1 pseudogene is annotated in these 384 nt (G+C 57.8%); it reads right to left on the bottom strand.

Annotation, left to right across the window (positions count from 1 at the left end):
* Positions 1-196: 196 nt before the first annotated feature.
* A pseudogene (locus EN845_RS35870) lies at positions 197-384 on the bottom strand (hypothetical protein); the annotation flags it as partial.

Raw genomic sequence — 384 nt, 5'->3', positions numbered from 1 at the left:
TCTTGACTATGCTGTATCGCTCGACGGACCGCCTCTGTCGTCGTGGCGCTCCCATGAAGAACCTGGCCCATAGCGCATCCCTTGATTCGGAGGACAAGGATGCCCCATCAAAATCTGGGATCAAACATCTAGATGTAGCACTGGTACGGTGTATATGTCGCAAACTACCGGGAGGGGAAAAGGATACGTGGACCTTTCAGAGTTTGGCCTCGACAGCGCACTCTTGCTGCCGAGAGCGCCGGCTCTTCCTCGAGCCTTCCTTGATCTGCGCCTCGAACGGCTCGTACATGCTGGGTCTCTTCGGATAGGGTTTGGTCCGCCGATACGGCCGCCGATGCGTTGGTCGGGTCTCGCCACTCTTCCAGGCCGTCTTCAGATTCGCGG

Source organism: Mesorhizobium sp. M8A.F.Ca.ET.202.01.1.1, assembly GCF_004791595.1.
Lineage (GTDB): Bacteria > Pseudomonadota > Alphaproteobacteria > Rhizobiales > Rhizobiaceae > Mesorhizobium.
Note: the sequence above shows the minus strand (reverse complement) of the source record. Positions and strands in the feature narration are given on the sequence as shown.